Annotated in this window: 18 protein-coding genes; 12 read left to right on the forward strand and 6 right to left on the reverse strand. The window is 40.7% G+C overall.

The genetic code is table 11. From position 1 onward, the window contains the following. Positions 1–18: 18 nt before the first annotated feature. Positions 19–1,491: a mannitol dehydrogenase family protein gene (locus tag VCA1004_RS13930; RefSeq protein WP_086981042.1), complete on the reverse strand. Its 1,473-nt coding sequence runs from the start codon at positions 1,489–1,491 to the stop codon at positions 19–21. A gap of 199 nt (positions 1,492–1,690) precedes the next feature. Between VCA1004_RS13930 and VCA1004_RS13935 the strand changes: the two genes are divergently transcribed. Next, positions 1,691–3,463 carry a sodium:solute symporter family transporter gene (locus tag VCA1004_RS13935; protein ID WP_086981043.1) on the forward strand — a complete coding sequence of 591 codons (1,773 nt, stop codon included), beginning with the start codon at positions 1,691–1,693 and terminating at the stop codon, positions 3,461–3,463. 86 nt (positions 3,464–3,549) lie between these two features. Next, complete coding sequence (gene uxuA, locus VCA1004_RS13940; protein WP_086981044.1) at positions 3,550–4,734, forward strand: mannonate dehydratase; 1,185 nt, start codon at positions 3,550–3,552, stop codon at positions 4,732–4,734. Between the two features lie 270 nt (positions 4,735–5,004). On the opposite strand, the gene VCA1004_RS13945 is transcribed toward uxuA, so the two are convergent. Continuing rightward, a complete protein-coding gene (locus VCA1004_RS13945) occupies positions 5,005–6,018 on the reverse strand; it encodes a LacI family DNA-binding transcriptional regulator (protein WP_086981045.1) in 1,014 nt (337 codons plus the stop codon). Between the two features lie 157 nt (positions 6,019–6,175). Between VCA1004_RS13945 and manD the strand changes: the two genes are divergently transcribed. Both manD and VCA1004_RS13955 read left to right on the forward strand, forming a co-directional pair. Then, positions 6,176–7,393: a D-mannonate dehydratase ManD gene (manD, locus tag VCA1004_RS13950; RefSeq protein WP_086981046.1), complete on the forward strand. Its 1,218-nt coding sequence runs from the start codon at positions 6,176–6,178 to the stop codon at positions 7,391–7,393. A 57-nt stretch (positions 7,394–7,450) separates the two neighbouring features. Beyond that, the gene (locus VCA1004_RS13955; RefSeq protein ID WP_086981047.1) at positions 7,451–8,593 is read left to right on the forward strand and encodes a Gfo/Idh/MocA family protein; all 1,143 of its coding nucleotides are present in this window, start codon (positions 7,451–7,453) and stop codon (positions 8,591–8,593) included. A 149-nt stretch (positions 8,594–8,742) separates the two neighbouring features. Here VCA1004_RS13955 and VCA1004_RS13960 read toward each other — a convergent pair whose 3' ends face one another. Next, positions 8,743–9,708: a polysaccharide lyase family 7 protein gene (locus VCA1004_RS13960; RefSeq protein ID WP_232012684.1), complete on the reverse strand. Its 966-nt coding sequence runs from the start codon at positions 9,706–9,708 to the stop codon at positions 8,743–8,745. A 591-nt stretch (positions 9,709–10,299) separates the two neighbouring features. On the opposite strand from VCA1004_RS13960, the gene VCA1004_RS13965 reads away from it, so the two are divergent. The 7 genes from VCA1004_RS13965 (at position 10,300) to VCA1004_RS13995 (ending at position 18,450) form a co-directional block, all read left to right on the forward strand. Further along, complete coding sequence (locus tag VCA1004_RS13965) at positions 10,300–11,262, forward strand: TRAP transporter substrate-binding protein (protein ID WP_086981049.1); 963 nt, start codon at positions 10,300–10,302, stop codon at positions 11,260–11,262. Positions 11,263–11,372: 110 nt separating this feature from the next. Further along, positions 11,373–11,855 (forward strand): TRAP transporter small permease, encoded by a 483-nt coding sequence (locus VCA1004_RS13970; protein WP_086981050.1) that lies wholly within the window; start codon positions 11,373–11,375, stop codon positions 11,853–11,855. Positions 11,856–11,877: 22 nt separating this feature from the next. Then, positions 11,878–13,191, forward strand: a complete 1,314-nt coding sequence (locus VCA1004_RS13975; protein ID WP_086981051.1) for a TRAP transporter large permease — start codon at positions 11,878–11,880, stop codon at positions 13,189–13,191. A gap of 198 nt (positions 13,192–13,389) precedes the next feature. Then, the gene (locus VCA1004_RS13980) at positions 13,390–14,415 is read left to right on the forward strand and encodes a polysaccharide lyase family 7 protein (RefSeq protein WP_232012685.1); all 1,026 of its coding nucleotides are present in this window, start codon (positions 13,390–13,392) and stop codon (positions 14,413–14,415) included. 280 nt (positions 14,416–14,695) lie between these two features. Then, positions 14,696–15,493 carry an iron uptake system protein EfeO gene (gene efeO, locus VCA1004_RS13985; RefSeq protein ID WP_086981053.1) on the forward strand — a complete coding sequence of 266 codons (798 nt, stop codon included), beginning with the start codon at positions 14,696–14,698 and terminating at the stop codon, positions 15,491–15,493. 7 nt (positions 15,494–15,500) lie between these two features. Then, positions 15,501–16,742 (forward strand): iron uptake transporter deferrochelatase/peroxidase subunit, encoded by a 1,242-nt coding sequence (gene efeB, locus VCA1004_RS13990; protein ID WP_086981054.1) that lies wholly within the window; start codon positions 15,501–15,503, stop codon positions 16,740–16,742. 25 nt (positions 16,743–16,767) lie between these two features. Next, positions 16,768–18,450, forward strand: coding sequence for an FTR1 family iron permease (locus tag VCA1004_RS13995; protein ID WP_086981055.1), 1,683 nt, complete (start codon positions 16,768–16,770; stop codon positions 18,448–18,450). Between the two features lie 112 nt (positions 18,451–18,562). Here VCA1004_RS13995 and VCA1004_RS14000 read toward each other — a convergent pair whose 3' ends face one another. After that, the gene (locus tag VCA1004_RS14000; protein WP_086981056.1) at positions 18,563–19,069 is read right to left on the reverse strand and encodes a lactoylglutathione lyase family protein; all 507 of its coding nucleotides are present in this window, start codon (positions 19,067–19,069) and stop codon (positions 18,563–18,565) included. Positions 19,070–19,207: 138 nt separating this feature from the next. On the opposite strand from VCA1004_RS14000, the gene VCA1004_RS14005 reads away from it, so the two are divergent. After that, complete coding sequence (locus VCA1004_RS14005) at positions 19,208–20,098, forward strand: LysR family transcriptional regulator (protein ID WP_086981057.1); 891 nt, start codon at positions 19,208–19,210, stop codon at positions 20,096–20,098. Positions 20,099–20,414: 316 nt separating this feature from the next. Here the strand turns inward: VCA1004_RS14005 and VCA1004_RS14010 are convergent, their stop codons facing one another. Together VCA1004_RS14010 and VCA1004_RS14015 are read right to left on the reverse strand one after the other, a co-directional pair. Beyond that, entirely contained in the window at positions 20,415–21,170 is a 756-nt protein-coding gene (locus VCA1004_RS14010) for an SDR family NAD(P)-dependent oxidoreductase (RefSeq protein ID WP_086981058.1), read from the reverse strand. A 552-nt stretch (positions 21,171–21,722) separates the two neighbouring features. After that, a complete protein-coding gene (locus VCA1004_RS14015) occupies positions 21,723–22,604 on the reverse strand; it encodes an NAD(P)-dependent oxidoreductase (protein ID WP_086981059.1) in 882 nt (293 codons plus the stop codon). Between the last annotated feature and the right edge of the window lie 173 nt (positions 22,605–22,777).

Consider the following 22,777-nt stretch of genomic DNA (forward strand, 5'->3'; position numbering starts at 1 on the left):
CTTTATCTTTTGTCAGCGTTAACGGAGCGGTTTTTCATCAACCAAAGGGGTTTCATCAACCAAAGCATAGAGTGTTTCTTTGACTCCATGACGTAAAAAACTTTCATACCTCAAAGCGACTTTTTCAACAAACTCCTTATCCTGACTGATTTCACTATCAAAAATACTTTCAATGGCAAATAGCGCCTTCACTCTTTCAGAAGGAGTGAGGCCTTGTTTTTTTATACTCAGATAGCGTTCAGCTAAAGGATCATTAACGATGATGTCATTAAACTCGCTTTTTTGCGCCGTCACATAAAACATCCAGCCAGCCACAGCAAGCTCTAACCACTGAGTACTCTGACCTTTCACTCGTAGGCACTTGATTGATTCACAAAATCTTGGTGGTAATTTTTGGCTTCCATCGGTGGCTATTTGTGCGGTTTGATGTTGCAGTTTAGGGTTTTCAAAGCGCTCAACCAATAAATCAGCATACTGATTGACATCAATATTGTCTGGCATTGCTAAGGTTTGCGCTTGTTCATTAAGCATAAAATCCACAATAGCCGCTTTAAAATATGGGTCAGCCATCGCTTCTGAAATATATTGATAACCACTTAAATATCCTAAGTAAGCTAAAAATGAATGACTGCCATTGAGCATTCTTAATTTCATTTTTTCGAATGGGCGGACATCATGAACAAACTGTGCCCCCACTTTGTCCCAATCAGGTCGACCACAAACAAAATTATCTTCGATCACCCATTGACGGAACGATTCGCAAGTCACCGCACAAGGATCAAAATAGCCTAATGCTTGCTCAACACTCTGCAATGACTCCGCTGTCACCGCCGGAACAATTCTATCGACCATGGTATTAGGAAAGGTGACGTTATCTTCAATCCATTGCGCCAACTTAGCATCAATCAAACGGGCGTAGCTGATAATGGCTTTTTTTGCCACATCACCATTTTGTTGAATATTATCGCAAGACAAAACCGTAAAGGCAGATAAATGCCTTAATTGACGCAGTTTTAGAGCCGCGACAATATAACCAATGGCAGATTGAGGCCGCATCGGTGAAGACACATCATGTTGTATTAAGGGATTATTGAGATCTAAATTTCCACTGCTTGGCTCAATACAATAACCTTTCTCAGTGATGGTCAAGGAGACAATTTTGATCGCTTCACAGGCCATCAACTCAACGATCGTTTCAACCCCATGCTCAGCCGGATGATAGGCATAAGCAATTGAGTTTGATATTTTTAATTCGTCTTTTTCATTCCCCCTTTCCAAAACCGCATATTGCTGCTTTTGTTGATTCAGTTGGTTAACCAAATCAAGAGATCCAAACAAGTTCACCGTTGCAATTGCCCAGTTTTCGCTCTCTTTTTGATCGTTCAATTCACTGGTATATAAGGCTTGATGGGCCCGATGAAACGCACCAAGCCCAATATGAACCATCTTGACGTCACGAGAAATAACCTCATTAAACAAGGTCTTAGTCATAAAAGTACACCTTAAATCTCTATTCATACCACAATCTACTCTGAGTAATAAGATACACCCATTTATAGTATTTGATTATTAATAATACAAAATGTGTGACAAAGGTCGACCAATTGGACAACCAATTTTGACAGCGTGATGAATTCAGGAGTAAAACAAGTTGGTTTCTTATTACTTTGAACTGAATAAAGGCTAAATTATGAACATCGATATCTATATCGTTTTAGGCTACTTTATCTTCTTGATTGTGGTTGGATGGATGTTTCGTTCAGCAACAACCTCGACCAGTGAATACTTTCGAGGGGGCGGTAAAATGCTATGGTGGATGGTCGGCTCTACCGCTTTTTTACAAGCGTTAAGTGCGATGACTTTCACCGGCGTCATGGGTAAAGCGCTAGATGTAGGCTTGTCTATTGCGGTTATCTTTTTCGCAAACGCACTTGGTTACTTCTGTAACTACCTATTTTTCGCGGCTAAATCTCGTCAAATGCGAGTAATCAGTCCCATTGAAGGGATTCGTATGCGTTTTGGCCGAGTCAGTGAACAAGTCGTAACTTGGGCAACCGTACCTTCTAGTGTGTTGCAAGCTTCTCTTTGGCTTAATGCGCTTGCAATTTTCGCTAGTGCGGTGTTCAACATTCCGATTGAAACAACCATTATTGCCGCTGGCGGCGTGGTATTGTTCATGTCATTAGTAGGCGGTAGCTGGGCAGTCGTAGCTTCTGACTTTATTCAAATGATCATCATTACGGTGGTTACCTTTATTGCAACCATTGTTGCTATCTATAAAGCAGGCGGTGTCACCCCTATTTTAGAATCTGGCCTACCTCAACAAGGCTTTGTGGGCGATGGTTATAATTACGCTTATTTATTCGTCGGTTGGTTTATTTGTATCTTCATTAAGCAGTTCTTCAGTACCAATAACATGATCGATTCTTACCGCTATATCGCCGCAAAAGATACCCGTAATGCGCGTAAAGCGGCTATTTTAGCTTGTTGTTTAATGGCGATTGGTCCGTTCATTTGGTTCTTACCTGCTTGGTATGTGGGTGGTCATTATCCAGACATGTCGACTTGGGGACTAGACGTATTAGGAAAAGACATTTCAAACGCGACTTATTTTGTCTTTGTACGTAATGAAATGCCTATCGGTATGGTTGGGTTAATGATGTCAGCAATGTTTGCAGCCACCATGTCTTCTATGGACTCGGCGCTAAACCGTAACGCGGGTATCTTTATCAAAAACGTGTACGAACCTTACTTTGCGAAAGATAAATCCGACGCATCTATTTTATTTGCCAGTAAAATTGCAACGATTGTCTTTGGTCTAATGATCATCGTTGCCGGTTTATTTATGAGTAAATTAAAAGACTTCGGCCTGTTTGATGCTTTGATGATGGTCAGTACTCTTGTCGCTTTCCCGGTGTTAATTCCTTCATTACTTTGTTTCTTTATCAAGAAAACACCCGATTGGTCTTGTTGGGCAACCATCGCCGTTGGTGGCTGTGTATCTGCGGTTATCGCGACCACTACTCCGGAAATGCTGCAAAACCTATTTAACCTCGCAGAGCCATTAACAAGACGTGAGTTTGCTGAATTGAAATCCGTCACTCTCGGTGTGGTATGCCACATTGTGATTACTGGTGGTTTCTTCGTCTTAACCCAATTGTTCTACAAAGCGCCATCCGCTAAACGTCAATCTGAAATCGATGCTTTCTTTAATAATGTATCGACTCCGGTTGTGGTTCATGAAGGCAAAGATTCTTATGAAGCCGATAGACAACAATACAAGTTGTTGGGTCGTGTTTTGGCGGCTACCAGTGCGGCCTTGCTTCTCTTAATCTTCTTACCAAACCCAATGTGGGGACGTGGATTGTTCGTATTGATGTCGCTGATGGTTGGTTTCATTGCTTGGTTGCTATTACGAGCAGGCAAAATGAAAGATGACCAATTAAAAGCCGCTTCTGTCTAACTCACTCAGCACCTAATTCACACATTAATGGCAGGATAGCGTTTGTCCTGCCAATATTTCATTATTACTATATTGGATAAGATTTTATGAAACAAACATGGCGTTGGTACGGGCCAAAGGATCCCGTCACTTTAAATGATATTCGTCAGGCGGGAGCTACCGGCATTGTTACCGCCCTACACCATATTCCAAATGGTGATGTCTGGTCTGAACACGATATCTTAGAAAGAAAAGCCTTAATTGAAAACCATGACTTAACTTGGGACGTAGTCGAAAGCATTCCCGTCCATGAAGAGATCAAAACTCAAACCGGGCAATTTGAGCAATGGATTGAAAATTATCAGCAATCGATCATTAACTTAGCCAAATGTGGTATTCATACCGTCTGTTATAACTTTATGCCGGTGTTAGATTGGACTCGTACTGATCTTGAATACGAATTACCAGATGGTTCTAAAGCCCTACGTTTTGATAATATTGATTTCGCCGTTTTTGAACTCTGTATTTTGCAACGTGCTGGAGCAGAATTGGATTATTCAAGCGAGGATATTCAAGCAGCAAAACACCGCTTTGCGAGCATGCCTCAAGACAAAATTGATCAATTAACCTCAAATATCATTGCCGGATTACCAGGGGCGGAAGAAGGTTACACTCTCGAGCAATTTAAAGCCCAACTGGCCAAATACGACCACATTGATGCAACCAAATTACGTGAACATTTAGTCTATTTCTTAAACCGTATCATCCCCACTTGTGAAGCACATGGCGTGAAGCTGGCGATTCATCCAGATGATCCACCGCGCGCGATTTTGGGCTTGCCACGAATTGTCTCGACCATTGAGGATATAGCGTATTTAACCACTCAAGTTCCAAGCCAAATGAATGGCCTTACCATGTGTACCGGCTCGTATGGGGTACGCGGAGATAATGATCTGGTCAAGATGATTGAAACTTTTGGCGACCGTATTTATTTTACTCATTTACGTTCCACCAAAAGAGAAGACAATCCACAGAGCTTTTATGAGGCCGCTCACTTAAACGGTGATGTGGATATGTATGAAGTGATCTTAGCGATTTTAAAACAAGAACATCAGCGTAAGAAAAATGGCAAACCGGACCTGATCCCAATGAGACCGGATCATGGACACCAAATTATTGATGATTTACATAAAGTCACCAACCCTGGTTATTCTTGCATCGGTCGTCTTAAAGGCCTCGCTGAAATTCGTGGTTTGGAGTTTGCTTTACAACGTAGCTTTTTCAATGATTGATGGTAAGCCACTGATGCTTAATACCTTATGTTTAATAATTAAGACTCAAAAACTCAGGCTTAATAATCCAAGCTTAATAATCCAAGTTTAATAACTTAGGCTTAATAACTTAAGACTCAATAACGAACTTATCAAGGTTCTATACACAAAGGAGGCGAATACGCCTCCTTTTTTTGATTTATACTAATATCAATCAATTAAAGCTCTTACTTAATTTCAAACCCTTAATATACCCAAGTAACTTCAAGCCTTTCACCGAACCGTTCGCTATCACTCAAGTCTTGAGCAAGATTGCCGGATCACCCATTCACTAGGCACCACTACTTTTTCTACCTTTGGTTTTTCATCATGAATGTTTGCTAACAATAACTTGGCGGACTCACAGCCAATTTGATAAGAGTTTTGTTGAACCGCAGTGACTGGTACTTTCAATAAATCCACCATAGGAATTTCATCAAACCCAACCAAAGAAATATCTGTTGGGATCTCGATTTGATAACGGTCAAATAACTTTAAGATCTCAGAAGTAATAGCTAAATGCTGAGTAAAAATTGCTGTTGGGGCCTCTTCACCTTGTAGCCAGGTTTTCATATCATTCACTGCAAAGCCACGACTGCGTTGCCAATATACAATCAGTTTGTCATCTAATGGGATTTGATTGGCTTCTAACGCTTGCTGATAACCTTGAAAACGTTGCTGTCTTGATAAGCTGCTTTCAAAGTCTTGCGTAATAAAACCAATTCGTTGATGGCCTAATGAAATCAAATACTCTGTCGCTTTTCGTGCCGACTCTTGATAATCCGACACCACAATAGGGCTTTGCGTATCTTGATATTCCAACTGGAATTGCACCACCGGAAAACCACTGGCCATGTACTCATTAAGCAGTTCATTATTTTTACCGGTAGAGGTGATAATGATGCCATCAACACACATCTGCTTTAAGGCAATGAGTGATTGTTTTTCTATTTTTTCATCAAAATCAGTATTGTAAATTAAGACGTTATACCCCTGCTGTTTACAATAATCATCGATTCCTCGCAAAATTCGACTGGTATTAAAACCACTGATATCACGAACAATCACCCCTATCGTTTTGGTCTTATCGCTTTTTAAACTGCGGGCGATTGGATTAGGGACATAATTCAATTCACTGATCGCATTTTTAATCTTTTCTTTGGTCTTTTCCGACATGTGACCAAAGCGTCCATTCAAGTATTGAGACACGGTACTTTTAGAGACATTGGCATAATTTGCCACATCGATAATTCTAATTTTCGTCATTTGTATGATTTGTTATCTCGATCAATGTTGATGAATTGACATGCTATCTGGATCCTTTTATCTTATCAAGTAAACCGATTTACTAAATCGGTTTACAGACGGCTTTATTTTTCAAAATCAGTCGCGTTCTTCACTTAACTAAACTCTTGGAGACACCATGAAGATTACCGATATTCAAGTATTTGTTACTAGCCCAGGACGCAATTTTGTGACCGTAAAAGTCACGACAGAATCGGGGGTCTATGGTTTAGGCGATGCCACTGTTAATGGGCGCGAATTAGCGGTGGTCACCTATTTAGAAGAGCATGTGGTTCCCTGTTTAGTAGGCCGAGATGCCCACAACATCGAAGATATTTGGCAATATTTATACAAAGGTGTGTATTGGCGTCGTGGCCCAATTACGATGGCCGCGATTGCCGCCATTGATATGGCTCTATGGGATATCAAAGGAAAAGTTGCCGGATTACCTGTATATCAATTATTAGGTGGCAAGTGCCGTGAAGCGATCACCCTATATGCGCATGCTAATGGCGAAAACATTGAAGATACTTTAGATAAAACCGAGGAATTAATCCAACAAGGCTTTAAAGCGATTCGCTTGCAATCGGCCATTCCGGGCTTGTCAGAAACCTACGGCGTATTAGGCGATAAAAAAGACTATTTTGAACTGCAAGGCAATCGCCCTCTCCCGCCAGAGCAAGAATGGTCGACGGCAAAATACTTCAAACTGGTGCCAGAGTTATTTGAACAAGCTCGTCAACGTTTTGGCGATAAAGCGCAATTTTTGCATGATGTGCATAGCCGTTTAACCCCCATCGAATCGGCAAAATTAGGTAAGATGCTTGAAGAGTATCAGCTACTATTTTTAGAAGATGCCTCGATTGCTGAAAACCAAGATAACTACAAACTGATTCGTCACCACACTACGACCCCACTGGCACTCGGTGAAACTTATAATACGATTTGGGATTGTAAGGACCTGATCCAAAATCAGCTCATTGATTACATTCGAGTGGCAGCCACACATGCTGGCGGCATTACTGGTGTGAAAAAGATCTCTGATTTTGCGGATATTTACAACGTGAGAACAGCGCCTCATGGGGCGCCCGATCTCTCCCCAATCTGTTTTGCCGCCCACATGCACCTCAATATCTCAACCCATAACTTTGGGATCCAAGAATTTGTCGGCTTTGGCAATGAAGAGTCTAAAACCATTTTTAAACACGATATGAAGTTAGAAAATGGCATGATTTATGTCAGTGATGCTCCGGGGCTAGGGGTTGAATTTGATGAGCAAGCCGCAACTCAATACCCTTACAAACGTTCCTATTTACCGGTTAGTCGCCTTGAAGATGGCACTTTATGGCATTGGTAATTCACTTCAGATTAGCGCAATAACCTTAACACCAGATTGATAAAACAGAGGCACAGTATGAGTTCAAAACTAACAGTATTAGTCCACGGAACCGGGTTTGCAGGACAAGGACATGCACAAGCGTTTCGTGATGCTGGTGCTGACATTGTTGGCATTGTTGGCAGAACGCCCGATGTCGTTGAAAAAGTGGCCAAAGACATGGCGATTCCCTACTTTGGCACAGATTGGCAATTGGCACTAGAAACCTGCCAGCCCGACATTGTCTCAATTGCAACTCCCGGCGGGGCACATGTTGAACCGATCACACAAGCTATTCAATTTGGCTGTCATGTGTTCTGTGATAAACCCTTAACCGCCAGTGGTGACACTTCCCAAGCCCTCTATGAACTGGCGGAAGCCAAACAAGTGAAAACCGCATTTGCTGCCAGTTTCCGCTATATGCCGCAAATTATGCATGCTAAAGCATTGGTGGCATCCGGTCGAATTGGTGAGCCATTAGAAGTGGAGTGCATTTCCCACTTTAACCTTGACCGACACATCCCATTTGGTTGGTCGCATACCATAGAAAATGGCGGTGGCCGTCTCAATAACAACTTCACTCATTTACTCTCAATTGTCACCTCTGTGATTGGCGACAATATTTTAGCGCTACAAGGTGAAGTGCGTAATGATATGCCACAAGCGCCTGTCGTTAATGGTGTGCATAATTTTACTCAACGCCGTAATTTCATTCCGAAAGATATCAATGATCCCTCACTGGAATGGCGTGATTGTGATGTGGAATGGTCGTACACCGTGTTAATGAAAATTGAAAGCCGTCTACCCGCCAAACAGCCAGTATCGGTACTGTTTAAACATGGCGGTTTAGTACCTCGCTTTAATGAAGATCATATTGTATTTCATGGCAGTAAGGGATCGATTTATATTAAAGGACATTATGGTAGTGGCCCTCTGTACCTTTGGGATGACAATAAAGAATGGCAAGAAATCGATTTACCAGACTCTATTCGTAGCGCCCTGCCTGATATTGACGATGATACTCAGCGCAGTTGGACCCACTTAGCCACTCAATTAGTTAAAGATCTGAGCGGCGAAACCGTTGAATCTTATCAAGGCTTCAAAGAAGGTGCCGAATACCAAAAGATCATTGATTTAATTCGCCAAAACGACCGTTGGATTGAGCTGAATTCATCCCATTAGAGAGACCTTAATCCCTTGATTACTTTTATGAAAACAATCACACAATAACGATATAAAAACGGCCAATTAAATATTTAATTGGCCGTTTTTCTTATTCATTTTCCAGGTTATGAACGCTGTACTTTAATCACTCAGCCTTATCGATAACCTTATTGATTTAATACCAATTTATAGAAACTCACTTGCGTATAATCACCTGCTTCTACTCCATTGTTAGTACATTGAGATGAGCCAGTATTACATTGGTTATACGCGCCCGCTTTGAAATACATCCAATCTTGAGCGTAGCTGGTATCTTTCGCTTCACCTGGGTATGGCTTACTTAAATCCACATCGTAAGTTTTCACGATTTCATTCGCTTCCCCGATATTCTTTTTGAAAGTTAAATGCATCACATTGTCTTTAACATTCACATCATAAGAGAATACTTCTCCTAAACGAATACCATCAACGGGATCACTCGATGCTTTCGATAATTTATTTTTACCGAACACATCATGCTTAATATCTTTTCGGTCAGATTTATTAATTGGATTGGTTTCGTAATTCCAAGATAACGAACCGTATTCATGATTTGGCATTTTACGGTAAACGATCTTTAGGGGTTCATTATTCGAACCATGTATTTGTCCAATCACCACCGCATGTGCGCCAGATTTAGCATCATTACCACTGGTACTAACCCAATCTACCGACAACGTTGCCGAAAGCTCGCCACCAATTGCGCCATATTTATTGGCATCTTTATGTGCCGCAACTACAAAGTTGTTAGCAGGATCATTGTAGCCTGTCGCTAACATTGCTCGTAATTCCGTACGAGTATTTTTACTGTTTGGGGTTGTCACCGCTTCATTGGGAGCTTTAAAGACCATCGCACCAGTTTTAGCATCGGTATAGAACCAATTCGGATCACTGAATGGCGGTACATGGTTATTCAACTGTTCTTTCGATAACTCCATCACCTGACCTTTACGCTCTGGCTTATCATCGGGATAAGGTAAGTTGATTTTCCACTTAGATAAGTCAAAGTTTTCGGCAGGTGCTTTGGTCACATCCAGTGACTGTGCCAATGCCGCCACGTTGTTATTTGCAGCCACATAGCTATTTTCAGCCATTGCAATTGTTGCAGGCTCTTTTGGTTCATTAATTGTACAACCTGTCACAACTCCAGCAATCGACAGTGCAAGAAACACCTTTTTCATTTTATCGTCCTTATGATGTCATTAATCACCACAATAATATAATGTTATTGTATGACTTAATGTGATCGGGTAAAAAGTTTAAACCATTTTTTCACTTAGGACTTAAAATTAGAATATGCCTTTAAAAAACGAACCTTCTTAAAGAGCAACATGAATTTTCAACATTAACATTACTTCTTCAACTCCAACTATTTCCTCGCTCCCAGACAATCGACCATCCATAAAAATACATAATGCTTTACTTCACATTTTTATAATTTTGTATGATTAATTTATTAAAAATAAAAAACGAATCACAATTCATTACTCAGCCAATTAAATGTAAGCAAATGAAATATAAGGATTAAATACAAACCCGCTCACAAAGAAATTTATTCTAATGTTATCTTAGTCACAATTATAATGAATTTAAGACGGCGGTCATATTTTGAACAGGGCCTTATTGTATTATTTAAACACTTAAATACACTCATTTAAGGAACATCATCATAATAAGGATATAGAATGAAAAAGTTACTTTTACCTCTTGTTATTGCCTCCCTATTCACTCATTTTAATGCTTCAGCAAAACAACTCACATTAGGGCATGCAATGTCTTTAGATAATGCCGCTCATAAAGGGATGGTTATTTTTGCTGATAAAGTAAAAGAAAAATCAAATGGGGATTTAACCATTAAAATCTTCCCCAATGCACAGTTAGGCTCTGAACGAGATCAAGCTGAGCAAGTCGTGACAGGTGCCATTGATATGGCGAAAATTAACGGCTCACTCGCAGAATCATTTGAACCCACCTTTAAGACGATTTCTATCCCATTTTTATTCAATGATCCTGAACACATGCGTAAATTTATGAAAAGCGATATTGCGCAAGACATGCTCAACTCCAGTAAAGGAAAAGGATTTATTGGCTTAACTTTTTATGATTCAGGCTCCCGTAGCTTTTATGCGAAAAAACCCATTAAAACGCCAGATGACTTAGCAGGAATGAAAATTCGCGTACCAGAATCTCCAACCATGATGCAGATGATAAGCTTGCTCGGTGCCAAAGCCACCCCATTGCCGTTTACCGAGGTTTATACTGGATTACAACAAGGTGTGATTGACGCTGCCGAAAACAACGTCTCCAGTTTGGTAGAAATGCGCCATAGTGAAGTAGCAAAATTCTACTCCATGGATCAGCACACCATGAGCCCCGATTTAATCATTATCTCGGAAAATTCTTGGAATGGTTTAACCGATGATCAACGTAAAATCCTAAAAGAAGCCGCTGCAGAATCCCTTGATGAAGAAATTAAATTGTGGGATCAAATTGAAAATGCCAACGTTGAAAAAGCCAAAAAAATGGGCGTAACGTTTGTGGAAGTTGATAAAGCCAAATTTAAACAAAAAGTACAGCCAATGCTCGATGAAGCATTAAAAGATCCAAAGTTAAGCGATTATATTAAGCGAATCCAAGCGATCGAATAAGCGTCAATCAATAGCCTATTACATCGTTTTTATCATACTTGTCCTACTTCTTTGTCCTCTATGATTGAGGTAGGGCAAGCTGTATTTGGTAATAAAATAAAGGGTATTCTATGTATACTCAACTTAAATTGTTTCGCTCATATTTAGATAAAACTATTCTTATCGTTTGTGGATTTGCACTTTTATCTTTAGTGATTACGGTCACATGGCAGGTATTTAGCCGATATATATTAAATAATCCCAGCTCTTTTACGGATGAATTATCACGCTATTTAATGATTTGGTTAGGTTTACTTGGCGCAAGTTATTTATTTGGTAAACGAGGCCATCTTGCAATTACATTATTAGCCGATAGCATCCCACCTAAAATAAATCTATTTTTACAATTCTTTATTAATACACTGATTATTTCTTTTGTCTCTCTTGCCATGCTAAAAGGGGGATCTGCATTAATTGGACGCACGATGCAGCAATTTTCTCCCGCACTACAAATCCCAATGGCTTATGTCTATTTTATCTTGCCAGTGTCTGGCATTTTGATTCTGCTTTATCTGATTTTAAACATTTTAGAACCCATGTTTAAAAATAACTAACCTAATATAAGAGACCTGAATTATGGATATTTCAGTCGGCTTTTGGCTTTTATGCCTCTTTTTAACCATGATTGCACTCAGCGTGCCGATTGCCATTGCGATTGCCATGTCTTCATTGGTTATCATGTATACGATTTTACCTTTTGATGTTGCTTCAATGACCGCAGGACAAAAGATTGTAACTGGTGTCGATAGCTTTAGTTTGCTCGCGATTCCCTTTTTTATCTTAGCGGGCAATATTATGAATCGCGGCGGCATTGCAGGTCGCCTCGTCAATTTTGCAAAATTATTAGTGGGAAGATTACCGGGCTCTTTAGCGCACGTGAATATTTTATCTAATATGATGTTTGGAGCGGTATCTGGTTCTGCCGTTGCGGCCGCCGCAGCCGTCGGTAAAACGTTAGCACCCGAAATGAAAAAAGAAGGCTACGATAAAGCGTATACCACTGCGGTTAATGTTGCCTCTTGCCCTGCAGGATTATTAATTCCCCCGAGTAACTCATTGATCGTTTTCTCTGTCGTCAGTGGAGGAACCTCAGTCGCCGCACTATTTATTGCCGGTTATGTCCCTGGGATATTAATGGGACTTAGCTGCATGATCGTCGCTTACTTTATCGCTAAGCGCAAAGGTTACGATCAGCACGCTTATATTAAGCAAACAATAAAAGAAAAAGCCTTAATTACTTGGCAAGCCATCCCAAGCCTTGGCTTAATTATCGTGGTAATTGGTGGGATTATTGGCGGTGTATTCACAGCGACTGAAGGCGCATGTATAGCGGTACTCTACTCTTTTATTTTGTCACTTTGTTATCGCTCAATTTCATGGGCGGATATGAAAAAAATCAGTATTGAAACTACTGAAATCACCGGCATCATGTTATTTATTATCGGGGCTTCAACCATCATGTCTTGGGCCATGGCGTTTACAGGCTTACCTGACATGATCAGTGAATGGATGTTATCTATTTCCGACAATCCAATCATCATATTTTTATTAATGAACTTAATATTATTGATCGTAGGAATGTTTATGGATTTAACCCCGGCATTATTAATTTTCACCCCTATTTTTATGCCCATTGCCACACAATTAGGCATGCATCCTATACATTTTGCCATGATGATAATTTTTAATTTATGTATTGGTATTGCTACGCCTCCGGTCGGAACCGCTTTATTTGTTGGCTGTAGTGTCAGTAACGCCAAAATAGAAAAAGTGATTAAAGCCATCATGCCTTTCTGTGCCGTATTAATTATTACGTTACTATTAATCACCTTTATTCCAGCATTAAGTTTGGCGCTTCCTGAAGCATTAGGCTTAATCCACAACTTTTAATCTTAATATGTGAAGGGGTTCACTAACCCCTTCACTGTATAATTTCAATTTGTGATAAATCTCACCACTCACTTATTTGTATTATCATAAGATGTTAATGCGAAATGTATTCTCTTCAAAAATGTAAGATTAAACATCGCAACTTTATTCCAATAAAAAATGTAAAAGGGACAGAACATGTTAAAAAAATTTCTCTGCATGTCGGTTGTTTTAGGTTTCTCGGCAAACTCGATGGCACAACAGCAAGCTTACCCCGTACCCGCGGATAAGTTTGACATGATGAATTGGAAAATTACCGTACCAGAAGATCGAGATAAAAACGGTAAAATTGACGAGATCGAAGGCGTCGCTATGTTTAGCTACTCCAATCCAGATTATTTCTTCTTAGATGACGATGGCAATATGGTTTTCCAAGTTCAAAATAAAGCCATTACCACGTCAGGCTCTTCTAATGCTCGCTCTGAATTACGTCAAATGTTACGTGGCACCGATCTCACCATTGATGTTAAAGCACCGGCTAATAACTTTGCGATTGCCGCCCACCCTAATGCTAAACAATACGGTGCGATTGGTGGTAAGTTATCCGCCACCCTCAAAGTCAATCATGTAGCGACGCACGCCAATCAACCCGACAAGTACCCTGCCTATTCAGTGGTAGTGGGCCAAATTCATGCCAACAAAGATCCTAAATTAATGGAAGCAAACAGCGGCTTTGGTTATGGCAACGAACCTTTAAAAATCTTCTACAAAAAATGGCCGGGTCATACAACAGGGTCTGTTTTCTGGAACTACGAACGTAACTTAGAAAAAGACGATCCAAACCGTATCGATATCGCTTATCCAGTTTGGGGCAATACTTGGGAAAACAAAGCCGACCCTAAAGAGGCTGGCCTTGCTTTAGGCGAAGAGTTTAGTTACGTAGTCGACGTTAAAGGCAATATCATGCATTTAACCTTTACGACTAAAAACCATAAGACCGTTGAATACAAAATCGATTTGTCTAAAAACCTCACCCCTTCTGGCGAAGTTGACTCTAAAGATAACCCACACGGCTATGCCGGCGATTCTTTCTACTTCAAAGCCGGAGCTTATGGTCAATGTAGCGTGAAAGATGATGAAGGCTTCTGGTCTCCTGGTTGTGCAGGTACTGGTGACTTTGCAACCGACGTGAAAAATGGTGACTATAACAGCGTAAGTTTCTCAAAGTTAGAACTCTCTAACTAAGCCATTCTAACAATGGGAGGTGTTCTTCCTATTCCTTCCCTAATCTCAATGACCGCCTTTGTACTGCACGATGGCGGTTATTTTTCTAATTATCTTTGTTTTTTATTTCGCTTCATGATAATCGTATTTTTCATGCATTTCATTTCAAAATAGCAACAATTTATTCAAAATAACCACACTAAAACTAGTTACATTTAGAAACAAACCATTTGACATTGTTACATTCGCTCGTACAATCTCATTTGTTGATACTAATTATCATTATCAAAAGTGAGGTCTTATGACGTTTAAACACACGTGCTTATCCTTAGCACTGCTTGCTAGCTTGAATATCTCTGCGGTACAAGCTGCGCCAAACATTGATGCAGAATTACAGGAATACAAAACATTTTCGATCAATAAAATTGATGCTTTAGTAACACAAACTCAAACTTTTGTGGACTATTTAAATGCCGGAAAACTCGAAGAAGCCAAAGCGCTTTATCCGATTGTGCGCATGAATTTTGAAACGGTTGAACCCATTGCAGAAAGCTTTGGTGATTTAGATCCCCGCATTGATGCCCGTAAAGCCGACTTAGAGCCCAATGAAAAGTGGACCGGATTTCACCCTATTGAAGAAATATTATGGGTCCATAACACTACCCAAGGTACTGAGCAATATAGCCAACAACTGATGTCTGATGTGAAAGAGCTACGTGCCAAAGTCGCTACCGTTGAGGTCACGCCAGAATTAATGGTTCAAGGTGCTATTGACCTACTCAATGAAGTCTCAACCAGTAAAATTTCTGGCGAAGAAGAAATCTACTCTCATACTGATCTCTATGACTTCCAAGGCAATATCGACGGTGCTGAGAAAATTTACACTCTGTTTAAAGCCAAGCTCACCACGATTGACCCGAATCTAGTTAAGACTTTAGATGACCGTTTTGCACAAGTGAATCAGTTACTTGCTCAACAAAAAGTCGGTGATAAATTCAAATCTTATACCGAATTAAGCGATTCCGAAATTGCGGGCTTAGCCGAAGCAGTCAACAAATTGGGCGAACCGCTTGCTCAAATGGGTATTATTTTGGAATAAATGCATAATGAATAAACGACAGAATAAAACATCTCTTGAACCTTCTAGTTTATCTCGTCGTCTATTGCTAAAAGGAGCGGCATTAGGCGGCTCCTCTCTTCTTTTCGGAAAAGCATTAGCGTCTCAAGGCTCAACAACCACAGCAGAAAATCTCACGCAAGCAACCTATACCCCTATCCCATTTTATGGGCAACATCAGGCTGGTATTGTCACTCCGCAACAGCGTCATATTTATTTTATGGTGTTGAGATTAGACAGCACCGATAAAGCCGCTGTCATTCAACTCTTCAAGCAATGGACTCAACAAGCGGCGTTATTAACTCAAGGTGAGAATGTTGCTCCCTATCGAAAAAATAAATATGTGCCACCTTCCGATACTGGCGAAGCCGATAGTTTAGCCAGTAATAATTTGAGCTTAACCTTTGGTATTGCTCCTTCTTTTTTACACAAACTCGGATTAGCCGATAAAGCTCCGGCAGAGTTTACCCCTTTGCCGCACTTCCCTCGTGATCAACTGCAAGATCAATACACTGGTGGTGATATCTGCATTCAATCTTGTGCTGATGACCCTCAAGTGGCTTTTCACGCCGTGAGACAATTAGTTCGCTATGCCCGAACCTCAATGGTTTCAATGCTATGGGCGCAAAGCGGCTTCAACTCTTATGATAAGCCGAATCAAACCCCACGTAATTTATTTGGCTTTAAAGATGGCACAGCCAACGCTTTGACTCTGCAAGAACCAGATAAGCATATTTGGGTAACCGAACCCAATTGGCTACAAGGCGGAAGCTACTTAGTGGTTCGTCGTATCCAAATGCATTTAGAAACTTGGGACCGCACCAGCTTTGGCGAACAAGAAAATACCTTTGGACGACATAAACTAAATGGCGCACCAATGGGACAAACTGAAGAATTTGAACCTATCAATCCATCGCTAAAAGACCATAAAGGTGAACCTGCGATGCCGGTTGATTCACACGTACACCTTGCTCACAGTACAGGCCAACAAATGCTACGCCGTTCTTTTTCTTACGTCGAAGGCATCAATACTCGTACCAGTCAGTATGATTCTGGGCTCCTGTTTGTGTCATTTCAAAAATCACCACAACAATTTATCGATATACAAAATGCCTTTGGCAAAATCGACAAAATGAATGAATACATTACTCATGTAGGAAGCGGCTTATTCGCTTGTTTTCCTGGTGTCAAAGAGGGAGAGTACCTTGGACAATCTTTACTCGAAGGTTAAGTTTTTTCACCTTTTTAAGCGCGTTATGGTTTGCGCTCTATTGCTATTGAGTGCCAACGCGCTTGCCGCCGATAAGGTCAACTTTTCTCCGGCTTACATCGCGCTTTCTGATGCGATAGGAGCAACGAAAAGTGGTGACCTCAGCGCGGCAAAACAAGACGTTTCACAAATGGACACCTATTTGTCTAGCCTTAATATTGCAGAAACGGCCAATAAAAAAAACGTCATCAAAGCGATGAAAACGGCGCAGCAATCACCAACGGTGGAACATTTAACCGCCTTATCTTCAGCATTAATTGCGCTGGAAAAATACGTCAATCCCGTTGATTACGCCACCATGCGTAAACAATTCATTAAGTACGTCATGCCAACTTATGACGCATTAGCGCAAGCCGTTGCTCAACAAGATATGGCGTTAGTGAATACCCATTTCCGGCGTTTTAATTCGGCCTGGGCAAAACGTGAACGTGTCGTGCATGAAACCAGTATGGGACATTATGGTCAAATCGAGACAGCTTTAGCACTATTAAATGTAGAGAAATCTCGCGCTACACCATCGTGGATACAGATCCAACAGCAAACGGATCAATTAGGCGCTTCGCTCGACAGTTTCAACCGTGGTGAAACCATCACAACCAGCACCAGTGATATGACATTAGCCTCCGGTATTGCGTTATTAAACACTGCCTTAAGTGATTATCAACAACACGACACCAGTGCGGGCAACCAAAACATCTTATCTTTCATCCAGCATTGGCCCACTTTTGAAAGTGATGTCAGCACCCGCTCACCCAGTTTGTACACTCGGGTTGAAAATCAACTGCCACTAATTATGGCGGCGAATGGTGATGACAAGCATCAAAGCAAATTAGAACGGCTGATTGATGAACTGTCGGCGTTAAACCCTGCTGCCAATTACACCGCCTTAGATGCCGCTCTGATTTTATTAAGAGAAGGTTTAGAAGCGCTCTTGATTGTGATTGCCTTGTTCTCAACCATGAAAGCGGCAGAGCAAAAACGGGGGCAATCTTGGGTGATCAGCGGTGCCGCCTTAGGGTTAGTCACCAGCTTATTATTAGCCTGGGGATTAGTGCAGTTCTTGCCGACCAACATCGCAGGCAATACACGCGAGAAACTAGAAGGCATTGTGGGATTATTTGCGGTACTAATGATGCTTTTTGTCGGTATTTGGTTACATGGCAAATCATCCGCAGAATCGTGGAAACGCTTTTTACATCAACATACCAACAAGGCTTTAAGTGTCGGAAGTTTTCTTTCTCTAGGGGCTTTAAGTTTTCTAGCGGTATTTCGTGAAGGGGCCGAAACGGTATTATTTTATGCCGGCATTTTGCCAAAAATAGCGCTGAGTCAATTCATTCTTGGCATTGTCATTGCCATCGTTATTCTTGCTCTGGTTGCGGTGCTCATTTTAAAAAGCTCTATGAAATTGCCCATCCCTGTGATTTTCAAAGTCTTCACATGGTTAGTGTATTTCTTAGCTTTCAAAATGTTAGGTGTGAGTATTCATGCGCTGCAACTGACGGGCACATTAAGCATTCATGTGCTGCCAAGCTTACCCACTATTAACCTCATCGGTTTTTATCCTACCGTTGAAACGATATTGGCACATGCAGTGTATATGCTCATTGTCATCGCCTCTATTTATTGGCAAAAAAAGGCCACACAACCACGCCTTTCCCCAAATTAACGCCTTGCCCTCTCATTTCTCATAGTAAAAAGCCAGTAATAAACACTACTGGCTTTCCTTTATTTTATATATAACGACTTAGTCTCACGAAGTTAATTATCCGCAGCTGAGGTTAATTATAAGCACCGCTAGAGTAATGTAACTCGTAGCTGTGGCTGTAAATTTCAAGAATATTACCAAACGGGTCTTCCATGTAGATCATGCGATATGGTTTCTCACCTGGATAATAATAACGTGGCGCTTTCATGCGTTTTTTACCACCAGCGGCTACAATACGTTCCGCTAAACCTTCAACATCCGGGTCTTGAACGCAGAAGTGGAATACGCCAGTTTTCCAGTATTCAAAGTTATCTTCAGGGTTTTCTTGATTCTTAAATTCAAATAATTCTACACCTACTCGGTCACCGGTTGACATATGCGCAATTCGAAAACGCTCCCAGCCTGCACCAAAGACATCGGTACACATTTCGCCGATTGCAGAGTCATCTTCTACGACATCTGTCGGTTCCATAATTAAATACCAACCCAATACTTCCGTATAAAATTTTACCGCCGCCTCAAGATCAGGCACCGAAATACCGATATGAGAAAACGTTCTTGGGTATGTTTTATTATCCATTGATTACCTCATTGTTTTAATGGTTTAGTTTTGGTGTTTGTTATTGCTTGAGGTGAATATTAATCAACTGACTTTACATTTTAAAATTATCGATTATTCTCATTTCAATAAATTATTGTTATCAGAGTGATGAATACGATGTTGAACCCGGTTTGGCTACATACCTTTAAAACTTTAGTGGATGTCGGACACTTCACTAAAACCAGTGAGAAGCTGTTTATGACTCAACCAGGAGTCAGCCAGCATATCCAGAAATTAGAAGCCGCTTGTGGACACGATTTAATTATTCGATATAACAAAACCTTCGAATTAACGGAACAAGGTGAGCGAGTGTATGCTTATGCCCAGCAGTTAAGCCTCAATGAAAAAGCCTTATTGGACACACTCAATACCGACGACCCTTATCATGGTGATATTAAATTAGCTTGCTCTGGCTCGTTAGCTCTGTCGTTATTTCCTAAATTACTTGAGCTGCAAAAACACAATCCAGCGCTTATCGTGCAATTAGAAGTGGCCCCTAATCAAAAGATTCTCAATGATGTGCAAGAAGGAAAAATTGACTTAGGTATCGTGACTCATAAGCCACAAGAGAGTTTTTTTGAAATTGAAAAACTTGGGGTGGAATCTTTGTGTCTAGTGGTGCCTAAAAGTTATCAAGCTTCACCGATCACGGTACAACAACTGATGTCATTAGGCATGATACGTCATCCTGATGCCGATCATTATTTATCGCTTTATTTGCATCGATGTGGTGAAGAAAGTTGGCAAGATATTGAAATTGAAAAAATTCCCACTAAAAGTTATATCAATCAATTAAGTCAGATCTTATTGCCCATCTCGCAAGGAATGGGATTTACCGTCTTACCCAAAAGTGCGGTAGACGGGTTTTCTTTAAATGAAGAGATTGCTATTCATCAGCCGATTCAAAGAGTCACTGAACCTTTGTATTGTGTTGGAAAACGCCACAAGCCACACACTAAACGGCAGGCGATGGTTTTGAAACATTTGCAGCAATGGATCAATCATTAATGCCCGAATTCAATGGTTATAGCGCCGCTCAATAATGAAATCTACCGTTCACACATAAAGAAATGTCACCATAAAAAACAGTCACTCGCTCATCATGATAGAACGCTATCTTCTGTTAATAACAGAATAAACAGTAACAGGCGAATAAACGGCAACAAGCTATTAACTGGACAAATAAAAAAGCGACTCAACATCAAAGCCATAGGGGACTCTGCCTGTTCAGCCGCTTACTGATCTTCACAATGTCAATACATTGAGGAGATATCGAGAGCTTAATTCAATAACTAGCTCTTACATTAAATAACTGGCTCTTAGATTAAATACCTAGCGCTTGGCCACCGCCGATTTGGATGGTTTCTGCGGTGATAAAGGACGCATCATCACTGACTAAGAAAGAAATCACTGAAGCGACTTCCTCTGGTTGACCTAGACGGCCAAGTAGAATGCTGTCTTTCCATGAAGCGAACACTTCTGGTTTAGTCGCTTTAATTTGAGCGTGGAAAGGCGTATCGATGGTTCCTGGAGACACAGCATTAACACGGATACCTGCAGGAGCCAATTCTTTAGCTAGAGCACGAGTTAAAGTATGAACGGCGCCTTTAGATACACCATAAATTCCTGCGCCTGGACCACCAGCATTCCACCCAGCGTTTGATGTGAAGTTGATGATTGAACCACCTTCTGCTTTCTTCAAGAATGGAATCGCAGCACGTGATACAAAGAAGGCACTATCTAGGTTTAGCGCCATAACGAAACGGTAGAAATCCGTCGTCATTTCTTCCATTGGGCTACGACCACCTAAGCCACCAGCGTTGTTAACCACAACATCAAGCTTGCCATATTTTTCACCAATCGCATTGATATTTTCAGTCACCGCTTTATCGTCAGTCACATCAAAGCCGTAATACTCAGCTTCAATCCCTAACTCTTTTAATTCAGCAACACGTACTGCGCCTTGCTCATCTTCAATGCCGTTTAAAACCACGGTATAACCATCTTGACCAAGACGTTTCGCTACTTGAAAGCCAATTCCGCCTGTAGCGCCAGAAATAAATGCAACCTTCTTAGACATATCTATTCTCTCTTCTCAATTAGAATTTGCACTCAACAGATCCAAAATTATAGTTTTACCGTAACCGGCACTGTAACAACAATAATCTCAATATTGGTGCTTTTGATACAACCCAAACACTAGGTATATTGTATTACAAATAAACTTAAAGTAAAAAGATTTAACCAGCTAAAGTAGAGAAATGAGATCTACTGCAAATTGCTCGCAAGTAGTAAATTAACCTCAACTGCGGATAACTAGAAGTCACTCAATACCACACTTTGGGCGTCTAACTTCGTTAAAATCAACGCAATAGGCCAGCTATTGACTTATGATTTTGCCTTGTTATTCATCCCAAATTGCAGCATTGAGAAAAAGTAACCAACCTCAGGTACCTGGTGGATATTTTTTAACCTATATATCAATGAGTTAGGATTTTATTGTGACACTCTTATCCGCAGTTGAGGTTAAATCAAAAAAGAAAATAAGGTATGGATGGGGTAAATAAAAAACTCGTTATAACTAGGCACAACACCTAACAATAACGAGTTTCGAGATTTATGCTGATTTAAATTACTTGTTCAAATTAACAAAGTAATCAAAGATAACCGGTACATCATTGTTACCCATGCCCGCATCTACAGCCGCTTGTAAGCTAGTTGAAGTACCTTGAGCAATTAGCGATTCAGTACCTAATTCTTCACATAGAGCCAGGAAGTAACCCAAGTCTTTGTTGGCGTTCGCAACAGAGAAACCTAGTTTTTCCTCACCATCTACCGCGTAGAACTTACAAAATTGCATAAATGGAGAGTTTGATGGGCCAGCTGACATAATGTCAAACAGTTGTTGGCCATCAACACCGGCACGTTTTGCAACAGCAAAAGCTTGAGACATAGTGGCAACCGTTGTCATACCCATGAAGTTGTTCACAAGCTTAGTCACATGACCAGAACCTAGTGCACCTAAATAGAATACGTTTTCACCTTGCTCATCAAGCACTGGCTTCACTTTATTGAAGGTTTCAATGTCGCCTGCTGCCATGATATTAAGTAGACCATCTTTAGCATGAGCAGGAGTACGGCCTAAAGGAGCATCGATCATACCAGCACCAATCGCTGCTAGGTCAGCACCAATTTTCTTAGTTGATGCAGGGATAGAGGTACCGAAATCAATCAGAGTTTTGCCTTCCGACATACCTGCTAAAATACCTGTTTCACCATAAACGACTTTTTCAACTACTTCAGAAGTCGTTAAGCAAAGCATAACAATATCACTTTTTTCAGCCAGTTCTTTACCAGAGCTTGCTTCCGCTGCATTACCACGAGCTAAAACCGCTGCAACAGCCTCTTTGTTGAGATCCATAACGTTAACTTGGTAACCACGAGTCTGTAGGTTTTCTACCATGTTGCCGCCCATTAAACCTAGGCCGATAAATCCGATAACTGGTTTAGACATCTTAAATACTCCAAATTGTATTATTATATACTCAGTGAGATGAAGTATACGTGTCTGCATTGTTTAAGCAATATCAAATCTGCTTTGAACATGATTTCTGTGACTTAGCACGAGGTTTACCACGGAGGACAACTTGATTTGACCAATAATTGAAACTCTCGACAAACAAAGTA

It is taken from the genome of Vibrio aphrogenes, from assembly GCF_002157735.2.
GTDB lineage: Bacteria > Pseudomonadota > Gammaproteobacteria > Enterobacterales > Vibrionaceae > Vibrio > Vibrio aphrogenes.

Excerpts from the sequence above, each read along its gene's own strand:
- VCA1004_RS13930 (WP_086981042.1), bottom strand. The coding sequence starts at position 1,491 with ATGACTAAGACCTTGTTTAATGAGGTTATTTCTCGTGACGTCAAGATG.
- VCA1004_RS13935 (WP_086981043.1), top strand. The coding sequence starts at position 1,691 with ATGAACATCGATATCTATATCGTTTTAGGCTACTTTATCTTCTTGATT.
- uxuA (WP_086981044.1), top strand. The coding sequence starts at position 3,550 with ATGAAACAAACATGGCGTTGGTACGGGCCAAAGGATCCCGTCACTTTA.
- VCA1004_RS13945 (WP_086981045.1), bottom strand. The coding sequence starts at position 6,018 with ATGACGAAAATTAGAATTATCGATGTGGCAAATTATGCCAATGTCTCT.
- manD (WP_086981046.1), top strand. The coding sequence starts at position 6,176 with ATGAAGATTACCGATATTCAAGTATTTGTTACTAGCCCAGGACGCAAT.
- VCA1004_RS13955 (WP_086981047.1), top strand. The coding sequence starts at position 7,451 with ATGAGTTCAAAACTAACAGTATTAGTCCACGGAACCGGGTTTGCAGGA.
- VCA1004_RS13960 (WP_232012684.1), bottom strand. The coding sequence starts at position 9,708 with ATGGCTGAAAATAGCTATGTGGCTGCAAATAACAACGTGGCGGCATTG.
- VCA1004_RS13965 (WP_086981049.1), top strand. The coding sequence starts at position 10,300 with ATGAAAAAGTTACTTTTACCTCTTGTTATTGCCTCCCTATTCACTCAT.
- VCA1004_RS13970 (WP_086981050.1), top strand. The coding sequence starts at position 11,373 with ATGTATACTCAACTTAAATTGTTTCGCTCATATTTAGATAAAACTATT.
- VCA1004_RS13975 (WP_086981051.1), top strand. The coding sequence starts at position 11,878 with ATGGATATTTCAGTCGGCTTTTGGCTTTTATGCCTCTTTTTAACCATG.
- VCA1004_RS13980 (WP_232012685.1), top strand. The coding sequence starts at position 13,390 with ATGTCGGTTGTTTTAGGTTTCTCGGCAAACTCGATGGCACAACAGCAA.
- efeO (WP_086981053.1), top strand. The coding sequence starts at position 14,696 with ATGACGTTTAAACACACGTGCTTATCCTTAGCACTGCTTGCTAGCTTG.
- efeB (WP_086981054.1), top strand. The coding sequence starts at position 15,501 with ATGAATAAACGACAGAATAAAACATCTCTTGAACCTTCTAGTTTATCT.
- VCA1004_RS13995 (WP_086981055.1), top strand. The coding sequence starts at position 16,768 with ATGGTTTGCGCTCTATTGCTATTGAGTGCCAACGCGCTTGCCGCCGAT.
- VCA1004_RS14000 (WP_086981056.1), bottom strand. The coding sequence starts at position 19,069 with ATGGATAATAAAACATACCCAAGAACGTTTTCTCATATCGGTATTTCG.
- VCA1004_RS14005 (WP_086981057.1), top strand. The coding sequence starts at position 19,208 with ATGTTGAACCCGGTTTGGCTACATACCTTTAAAACTTTAGTGGATGTC.
- VCA1004_RS14010 (WP_086981058.1), bottom strand. The coding sequence starts at position 21,170 with ATGTCTAAGAAGGTTGCATTTATTTCTGGCGCTACAGGCGGAATTGGC.
- VCA1004_RS14015 (WP_086981059.1), bottom strand. The coding sequence starts at position 22,604 with ATGTCTAAACCAGTTATCGGATTTATCGGCCTAGGTTTAATGGGCGGC.